This window comes from Stenotrophomonas sp. YIM B06876, assembly GCF_030711595.1.
GTDB lineage: Bacteria > Pseudomonadota > Gammaproteobacteria > Xanthomonadales > Xanthomonadaceae > Stenotrophomonas.
Window position 1 is genome coordinate 1 of the sequence record NZ_JAUJUJ010000607.1, and the last position, 392, is coordinate 392.

The following is a 392-nucleotide window of genomic DNA, read 5'->3' on the forward strand; positions in this document are numbered from 1 at the left end:
CACGCATCGACTGGCGCAGCAGCGGCTTCATGCTGACCGACCTGAGCAGCTTCGGCACCTGGGTGCGCTTTGAAGGCAGCGACGCCGAGGTGCTGCTGCGCCGCGAGGTATGCCTGCTGCACGGCAGCGGCCAGATCGCGCTGGGCATGCCCTTCGGGGCGCAGGCGCCGGCGCTGGATTTCCAGGTGTCGGGCAACAGCATGTCGCTGGGGTAGTCAAGGGTGCAGGGCGCGTGCGCCATGCACCAAGAGGAGGGGCGTTCCATGGTCTGGTTGCCACGCTTTTTTATTGCCGTGCTGGCCGCCGCGCTGCTGGCGGGGGCGGCGGCTGCGGTCTATGTGCAGCGCAGCTTTCCGGCGCTCGATGGCGCGCTGCGCGTGGCCGCTCTGCAG

General features: G+C 69.1%; 1 protein-coding gene. It reads left to right on the forward strand.

The window, feature by feature from the left end:
• Nucleotides 1–215, forward strand: a 215-nt coding sequence (locus QZH66_RS18685) for a hypothetical protein (RefSeq protein WP_305807276.1), incomplete at its 5' end; no start/stop codon positions are given.
• Between the last annotated feature and the right edge of the window lie 177 nt (nt 216–392).